Raw genomic sequence first — 7,634 nt, 5'->3', positions numbered from 1 at the left:
CATCCTGCACTCCCCTGCTTTGGAGATGGGTGTCGGACCCCAGGCGATGGCGATCGAGTTCCCCTCGACCCAGAAGCAGATAGAGCCGGGTTCTACGACATCTCTGGCATCCGGTTCCAGCTCCGCCGTGATACCGGTCTCAAAGTACGCTTCGTCCCCCCAGCGTTTAGATTCGGATTCGATTGGAAGCGCCGCAAGGACTTTCCTGGCCGTCGGAGTATCGTAGAGCACCCCCGTGACGTGACCAAATCCCCAGACGATATGCACCCTTTTCATTACATGTTCATTCTGAATCGGCATGATTCAAGATGCAACAATAATATGGAACTTTTCAATGGAACCTCAGCACTTCTGAACAACAGGTCTGAAGCGGGGGTTGATACTGAATCACCTGAGCCGTCCCCATATCGGTGTTGTGGCCTCTTTTGCCGATTCACCCCCCCATTTGTTCAGCATGACAGGAATCAGAAGGAAGAGCGCGATTCGTATTCACTTACCGATTCGGCAAGTATCTTGAATGTCCTTCTTATTTTAATTCCTTTCAGTTCCCCCTCATCGATCAGCCTTCTTACTGTGCTGTCCGAGACGTTCCATCTGGTTGCCACACTCTGCACCGACAGAAACCTTCTCCCCGGCGAGGCGAAATTGCCCCTTTCTGCCGACACCTCTTTTAGCGCGTTGGTTTTTTCCATATCTTGACTCCTCCAGTGATGCCAATTATAATGTGCGCATGAGCACAATGTCAATAAGAAAAGTTGAACTAATCCGCACAAAACGGGTTAATAAAAAAAACCTCGCAAAGAGAATAAAATCCCTCCGCGGGGGGGAATCGCTACTCGCCTTCGGCAAAAGGCTTGGCGTGAGCCATACCACCATCAAGCGTTACGAGGAGGGGGTTATGCTCCCGTCCGCCGACATCCTGATGAGGCTCGTCGCGATATCTTCGAAAAGCATCGAATGGATCCTTACGGGGAATGAACCTCCTGTGGAACTGAAAAACGAAGGGGGGGGATTTTCCGCGCCGATGCCCCCGAGGCAACTTTCGGAGGAGGAGTATTTTTCCGTCCCCCTGGTAGACGGAGAGATAGCGGCGGGGGAACCGATAATCGCGGAAGAGAATGTTATCGAATGGGTCGTGGTGCATGTCAGGCCGCTGAAGGTCGCCTCCGCCAAGGCGAGGGATCTCGTGGCGTGCCGTGTTTCAGGGGAATCGATGTGGCCCCACCTTGCCAGCGGGGATATTGTCGTTATCGACCGCGGGGCGGATCGCGAAAGGATACAGAAGGGGAGGATATACGCGGTCCAGTCAGAGGGGGGCGTAACCGCAAAACTGCTGGAAAGGGACGGGCATAATCTTTTTCTTATTCCGGTAAACACAGCGGAGAAGATAAGGATAGTGGATCTCAGGGAGAACAGCTCCCCGATAGTGGGCCTGGTTATAGGGGGTTGGAAGAATTTCACGAGGCCGATTTGAACATTTGGCAGTTATTCTGCCTTTATACAAGCCTCTCCCTATCTGGCTGAACGATCGACCATCCCCTTGCGGTTTTAATAGGCGCTTCTGCTCTTTTCTTCCTCTTCAAGCGCTCTTCGCTCGATGTTGATTTCAGAGCCGTACTCTTTCATCACCTCTTTGTATTCGCTGAAAATTCTGTCTTCCATCATCTTTCGGAAATCGGTGTTTATCGGATGCGCGATATCCTGATACTTTCCATTCTTTTTTCTTCTGCTTGGCATCGAGACAAAAAGCCCGTTTTTCCCGTCGACTATCTTGATATCCTTGATTACAAGCGCGTCTTCGAATGTTAAAGACACATATGCCTTGAGTCGCTCATCTTCAACCGGCCTTATAACCACTTCAGTAATATTCATTATTAATAACCCTCATCGAAATGCATTTTCAAGATGCCCCATGCTATCTAACGGTTCAACGAGCGAACACCACCAACCTATTTGTTTCATCCCCTTAATAGCGGCGTCAGCTTCGTTTTTAGATTTGAACAGAGCAAAAACAGTTGCTCCACTTCCTGAAACCATCACCCCCTTTTGTGCGTACCTCCCTAGTTCCTTTTTCACCAAGGTAACAAGCGGGTACCGTAGCTCGACTGTGCGTTCTAAATCATTTTCAAGGAAATCAACCGTATCTTCGTACGAAATATATTCCCTAATCCTCCGGGGTATTTTAATTATTCCCGGTTTGGTTGTCAATTCGGGAGGGAGATGGCGGTATATTTCCACGGTCGGAACGCTGATTCCCGGGTTTACAAGGAGAATATGGAATTTTTCGCAGTTCGGCAGGGGTGTGAGGCGCTCGCCTATGCCGGTAGCCCAGGCGCGTGGGGCCGATAGAAAGAAAGGGACGTCAGCGCCAAGGTTTTTAGCCTTTGTCGCCAGTCTGGCTCCGGAAAGACCAAGTCCCCAAAATCTGTTCAGAACAGCCAGGGCGGTGGCGGCGTTTGAGCTCCCTCCTCCCAAACCGGCGGAAACCGGTATGTTCTTTTCTATCCTTATGGAAACGCCTTTGCAACCTGGTTTCCATAGCGACATTGCCGCCTTGTATACGATGTTATCCTTCTCCTCCATCCCGGGGACGTTGCATGCGACTGTGACCTTTCCCCCTGTATCGGGCGCGAAGGTGAGCTTGTCGTAGAGTCCCACCATCTGGAAAAGGGTGGCGATGTTGTGATACCCGTCCTTTCTCTTCCCTGTGACTTTAAGGATGAGGTTGATTTTCGCAGGGGAGAGGAAGTAGGCGGGGGTGGAAGTACCGATGGTCATGTCAGGACATTTTCCTGCCTCTAAATGGGGGACAGGATCGATCCAGGATTGTGAGGTTTGCTATGTCGAAATTTTTGCGGGTCGTACCGATTCGCCTTCATATTCCGAATTTCAGTATCCCCGCTGCGATACCAAGGCCCCTGGCTATTCCCCTAAGGAAGGTTACCGGAGCGAGCAACAGGTTTTCCAGCCTGCCGGTCTTTATTGCCATCATTATTGGCGAGGGGAACTGCAATGCCGTGTAAAACAGCAGTATGTACATGTAGAAATTCTTGGTAGGGTCGAAAAAGATAAGCGGTATTTCGACGATTAGCATAAGTGCTATCAGTGGCCGAAAAAATTCCAGGATATTTGCGTAATATTCGCCTGTCATTCTGTCATTGTGGTCAATAAAGAGTTTTACCTTCCATTTTCCATATTCGTATTGCTGCACCATGTAGTTCCAGAGCGAGTTGTCGAAGAACTGGAGCGTGGAGGCCCTTATGTCGAATGCCATGTCGAATCCCGCCTTTCTTATCCGGAACGAGAGGTCGGTATCAGCCGATTCCGATGTTTCATACCCCTCGTTGAATCCGCCGACCTCCTCAAGCACTTTTTTTCTTATGACGATGTTGTTGGAAGTAAGGAAGTCGACCCTTTCCGGAAGTTGGCGGTGCAGGTATGTTTTTTCAGATTGTATGAGCCTTGGGAGGAGGTATTGCGAATTCGCTATATCGCTAGTTCCTCCGGCGGCGGCGACAGTTTCATCCTTGAAATATTTCGAAAGTATTGTGAGCACGTCGGATCGAGGTAGACAATCTGAAATCGTGAAATAGCAGAAATCTCCGGTTGCAGCTCTCCAGCCGGTATTCCTTGCTTTCGCCAGCCCACTTTGCTCCTGTCGTATTATCTTTAAATTGTATCGCGAGGCGATATTGCTGGAGCCGTCGGTTGAACCGTCATCGACGATAATAAGTTCCATGTCCGGGTAGTCGATCGCTCTATAAGCTTCAATAACTCTCCCTACCATAGTGCGCGAGTTGTGTATCGGAAGGATTACGGATATTTTCATCGGCTGGTTTTTTAGCTCAATATCCATGCAATGGGGGAATCGGCGAAGTCGTCTCTGGTCAAGGGAGCGTTCAGCCTCTGCTTTTTCATCTCCGGCATGCTTGGCGCAGAATATTGAAAAATCCCCTTCATGCTACAAAATCTCCCCCAATATTTTTAGTATCCGTTTTTGCCATCTGTATTAAACAGTACTCGGCTATTACAGTTCCACGGTTTTTCATTTAATAACCGTTAAATTTTCAGTTACAGTAAAACGTAATAGATTATAGTCTATATTTCAGGAAAAGTTTAGCTGAAGGTATGGTTTATTCACACCTTTTCAATATATTTCATTTTTTTGCTACACTTAAGTGTTTAGATTTAAAATGATTTACAATATCCTTCAGGAGGATTGGTTTTATGCCCAACATTGTGATTTTTGACACGACATTAAGAGACGGCGAGCAGGCTCCCGGTTTTTCCATGAATACGGAGGAAAAACTTCAGCTGGCGCATCAGCTAGCGAAGCTTAAAGTTGATGTCATTGAGGCCGGTTTTCCGATCGCCAGTGAAGGCGATTTCCAGGCTGTCCAAAAAATTGCCGAAAAGGTGAAGGGGCCGGTGATATGCGGTCTTGCGAGAATGCTGGAGAACGATATTATCACCGCTTCGAAGGCGCTTAAACCGGCGAGGAAAAACCGGATACATACCTTTGTCAGCACTTCCGATATCCATCTCAAGCACCAGATGAGGAAATCGAGGCCGGAGGTGATCAAGATGACACGGGATGGGGTAAGGCTTGCCAAAAGCTTCACCCCGGATGTGGAGTTTTCGGCGATGGACGCTTCGCGTTCCGACCCGAAGTTCCTTCACGAGATATTTTACGAAGCGATCGAGGCCGGCGCGACCACTATCAATATTCCAGACACGGTCGGGTACGCGATACCGGACGAGTTTGCCGAACTGATAGACGGTATAATGGCGAATGTCTCCAATCATAAGAAGGCGATATTCAGCGTTCACTGTCACAACGATCTTGGCCTTGCGACCGCAAACGCGCTTACCGCGATACAGCATGGAGTGCGCCAGATAGAGTGCGCGGTAAACGGCATTGGCGAGAGGGCAGGCAACACATCTCTTGAGGAGATTGTCATGGCCATCAAGACCCGTAAGGATTTCTTCGGTCATGCGACAAAGGTGAAGACCGAGGAGATATACAAGACAAGCAAGCTCCTCTCCACGATATCCGGCATTTCTGTTCAGCCGAACAAGGCAATCGTAGGGGAAAACGCATTTGCCCACGAGTCGGGCATTCATCAGGACGGGATACTGAAAAAAAGGGAGACGTTTGAGATTATGACAGCCGAGTCGATTGGGATGACCGGAACAAGCATGGTCATGGGTAAGCATTCCGGTCGTCACGCGTTCAGCAAGAAAATCGCCGAATTGGGATTCACGCTGAACGGAGACCGCCTTAACGCCGCGTTCCAAAGGTTCAAGGATCTTGCGGACAAGAAGAAGGATGTGTTTGACGAGGATATCGAGGCCCTTCTCGGAGACGAGGTAGTTGCCCGCGGGAAGTATCATGAGCTTGAGTATTTCAATATTACTACCGGGAACAGCACTCTTCCAACGGCGACGGTACAGCTTTCTTCCAAGGGGAAAGACGAGCGAAAAACCGCCTCATCCACAGGCGATGGACCGATAGACGCACTTTATCACGCCATTGATATGGTAACAGGGGAAAAGGGGAAGCTTAAGAATTATTCTGTAAAGGCGGCCACACCCGACAAGGATGCCATGGCGGAAGTGACCGTTCTGGTTGAATTCGGGAAAGGACAAATTGTAAGGGGAAGAGCGGCTTCGACCGATACGGTGGAGGCAAGCGCGCATGCCTACATAAACGCGTTGAATCGTTCGCTAGTCGAGAGAAAGGGGGCAAAATGAGCTGGTTTACAAGCGGGAAGGCTCCTTTGGATAAAGGGAGCAGCAAGCGTGGCGTACCCGAAGGGGTCTTTGTGAAGTGTGAAGACTGCGGTGATATGATCTACAGCGCTGACTTTGAAGATGGTTTTCGAGTATGCAAGAAGTGCGGTAAGCACCATCCGATATCCGCGGCAAAGCGGATCGAGCTATTGATAGATAAGGGAACATTCAAGGAGTACGACGAAAACCTGCAATCTACCGATCCGCTGAAATTCAAGGATACGAAGAAATACAAGGAAAGGGTAAAGATTGCGGAGAAAGTTTCCGGCGTTAAGGAAGCCATTGTATGCGGTACCGGACGTATGAACGGCTGGCTGGTGGAGATGTCCGTGTTCGAGTTCGGGTTTCTCGCGGGGAGCATGGGCTCGGTGGTAGGCGAGAAGATCGCGCGGAGCGTCGAAAGGGCGGTTGAGAACAGGAGTCCGCTGATAACGGTATCGTGCAGTGGCGGGGCTAGAATGCAGGAAGGGACATTTTCCCTGATGCAGATGGCAAAGACATCTTCCGGTATGGCGATCCTGCATGAGGCGGGATTGCCGTTTATTTCGGTGATAACGCATCCGACCACCGGCGGCGTTACGGCCTCTTTCGCCATGCTTGGCGACGTGATAATTGCAGAGCCGAAAGCCCTGATCTGTTTTGCGGGACCGAGGGTTATTGAGCAGACTATAAGGCAAAAACTCCCTGAAGGTTTCCAGACGTCAGAATTCCTTCTGGAGCACGGTTTTCTGGATCTTATTTTGAATCGTTCGGAACTGAAGGGAACGATTACAAATCTGATCAGGCATATGAGCGCGGCGATACCTCCGGAAAACAGGGGGGAATGAATTTTGCCGGATAAAATATTCAGAACCTACGAGTATTAGCCAAGAGGAATCCCGTGAAGATACTTGTAGTTGACGATTCCAAAGTGACCGGCCTTGTGCTGGAAGAGGCTTTGAAGGAGTTCGGCTATCAGGTAGTGTCGGCACAGTCGGCACAGGAAGCGTTTGAGATCATCGGTCTTTCATTTGAGGAGACCGGCAGGATAGGTGTGGATCTGATCATAATGAGCCTCACCATGCCGGACATGGACGGAATTGAGGCGACGTTCAGGCTGAAGTCGCTGGATGAGCTCCGTGATATTCCGATAATTATTATGACCGCGAGAAAGGAAGACGACGCTTTGCGGGAATCATTTGACGCGGGAGCGGCCGATTTTATTGATAAGAACTTTAATAAGGTCGAGCTTCATGCCAGGGTTCGCTCCCTGTTGCGCCTCAAGCAGGAGATGGACCGCAGGAAGGATATAGCCCATCAATTCGAGATGGCAAACCGGAAGCTGAGATTGCTGTCGTCGATAGACGGATTGACCGGCATTCCAAACAGGCGGACATTTGACAGGTTCTTGGAGAATGAATGGGCGCGGGCCTGCAGAACCAAGTCCTCCATCGCGGTGATAATGATGGATATAGATTTTTTCAAGCCGTACAACGACAACTATGGCCACCAGAAAGGTGACGAGGCGCTGAAGCTTGTCGGGAAGGCGCTTGAAGGTGTTGTAAAGAGGCCAAGTGACATAGTGGCACGGTATGGCGGGGAGGAATTTGTGATGGCATTGGGATATGCCGACAGCCGCGATGCCATAGTAATGGCGGAGAAGGTCCGTGATTCCATAGAATTGCTTAAAATCCCACATAAGTTTTCTAGCGCGGGCCAGTTCCTTACCATAAGCGCTGGGATAGCAAGCATCATCCCGGACGGCGAGGTCACCATTGCGACAGTAGTAAAAAATGCCGACGAGGCGCTATACCAGGCGAAGAAAGAAGGCCGCAACAGGGTGAAGGTGTTTGGCCGATGAT

Annotated in this window: 9 protein-coding genes; 4 read left to right on the top strand and 5 right to left on the bottom strand. The window is 49.9% G+C overall.

Going from position 1 to position 7,634, the window contains the following annotated elements:
• A partial coding sequence (locus OEY64_07140; protein ID MDH5542723.1) for a cyclophilin-like fold protein occupies positions 1-300 on the bottom strand: 300 nt, incomplete at its 3' end.
• Positions 301-464: 164 nt separating this feature from the next.
• Positions 465-692, bottom strand: a complete 228-nt coding sequence (locus OEY64_07135) for an excisionase family DNA-binding protein (GenBank protein MDH5542722.1) — start codon at positions 690-692, stop codon at positions 465-467.
• A 47-nt stretch (positions 693-739) separates the two neighbouring features.
• Between OEY64_07135 and OEY64_07130 the strand changes: the two genes are divergently transcribed.
• On the top strand, positions 740-1,474 hold the full coding sequence (locus OEY64_07130; protein ID MDH5542721.1) for an XRE family transcriptional regulator: 735 nt from the start codon (positions 740-742) through the stop codon (positions 1,472-1,474).
• 74 nt (positions 1,475-1,548) lie between these two features.
• On the opposite strand, the gene spoVG is transcribed toward OEY64_07130, so the two are convergent.
• The 3 genes from spoVG to OEY64_07115 all read right to left on the bottom strand — a co-directional run bounded on the left by spoVG (position 1,549) and on the right by OEY64_07115 (position 3,856).
• Complete coding sequence (spoVG, locus tag OEY64_07125) at positions 1,549-1,872, bottom strand: septation regulator SpoVG (GenBank protein ID MDH5542720.1); 324 nt, start codon at positions 1,870-1,872, stop codon at positions 1,549-1,551.
• Positions 1,873-1,884: 12 nt separating this feature from the next.
• Positions 1,885-2,778, bottom strand: coding sequence for a 4-(cytidine 5'-diphospho)-2-C-methyl-D-erythritol kinase (ispE, locus tag OEY64_07120; GenBank protein MDH5542719.1), 894 nt, complete (start codon positions 2,776-2,778; stop codon positions 1,885-1,887).
• Positions 2,779-2,875: 97 nt separating this feature from the next.
• Positions 2,876-3,856 (bottom strand): glycosyltransferase, encoded by a 981-nt coding sequence (locus OEY64_07115; protein ID MDH5542718.1) that lies wholly within the window; start codon positions 3,854-3,856, stop codon positions 2,876-2,878.
• Positions 3,857-4,227: 371 nt separating this feature from the next.
• Between OEY64_07115 and OEY64_07110 the strand changes: the two genes are divergently transcribed.
• From OEY64_07110 to OEY64_07100, 3 genes are read left to right on the top strand one after another with little or no spacing between them, the layout of a single operon-like run.
• Positions 4,228-5,754: a 2-isopropylmalate synthase gene (locus OEY64_07110; protein ID MDH5542717.1), complete on the top strand. Its 1,527-nt coding sequence runs from the start codon at positions 4,228-4,230 to the stop codon at positions 5,752-5,754.
• Positions 5,751-6,620: an acetyl-CoA carboxylase, carboxyltransferase subunit beta gene (gene accD, locus OEY64_07105; protein MDH5542716.1), complete on the top strand. Its 870-nt coding sequence runs from the start codon at positions 5,751-5,753 to the stop codon at positions 6,618-6,620. The genes OEY64_07110 and accD overlap by 4 nt, the downstream gene beginning before the upstream one ends.
• A 53-nt stretch (positions 6,621-6,673) precedes the next feature.
• A complete protein-coding gene (locus tag OEY64_07100; GenBank protein ID MDH5542715.1) occupies positions 6,674-7,633 on the top strand; it encodes a diguanylate cyclase in 960 nt (319 codons plus the stop codon).
• Position 7,634: the final 1 nt, after the last annotated feature.

It is taken from the genome of Nitrospinota bacterium (assembly GCA_029881495.1).
Lineage (GTDB): Bacteria > Nitrospinota_A > UBA7883 > JACRGQ01 > JACRGQ01 > JAOUMJ01.
The sequence above is the reverse complement of the archived record's forward strand: the minus strand, read 5'-3'. Positions and strand labels throughout refer to the sequence as shown.